Annotated in this window: 1 pseudogene; it reads left to right on the forward strand. The window is 44.0% G+C overall.

The window, feature by feature from the left end:
- A pseudogene (gene obgE, locus ACFIK8_RS09915) lies at positions 1–241 on the forward strand (GTPase ObgE); the annotation flags it as partial.

A 241-nucleotide genomic window follows, 5' to 3' on the forward strand; every position in this document is an offset into this window, starting at 1 on the left:
ATGGAGGACGTGGTGGTGATGTTTGGGCTCTCGTTGTAGATGGGCTTAATACACTGATCGACTATCGCTACCAGCAACATTTTAGAGCAAAAACAGGGGGGCATGGCAAGGGGCGGAATATGACCGGTGAAAAGGGTGATGATATTATCCTTAAAGTACCGGTTGGGACGCAAATTTTTGAAGAAGATAATACAACATTAATCTGTGATTTAACGGAAGTTGGACAACGTTATCGTCTTGC

This window comes from Bartonella sp. MR168JLCBS (assembly GCF_042194175.1).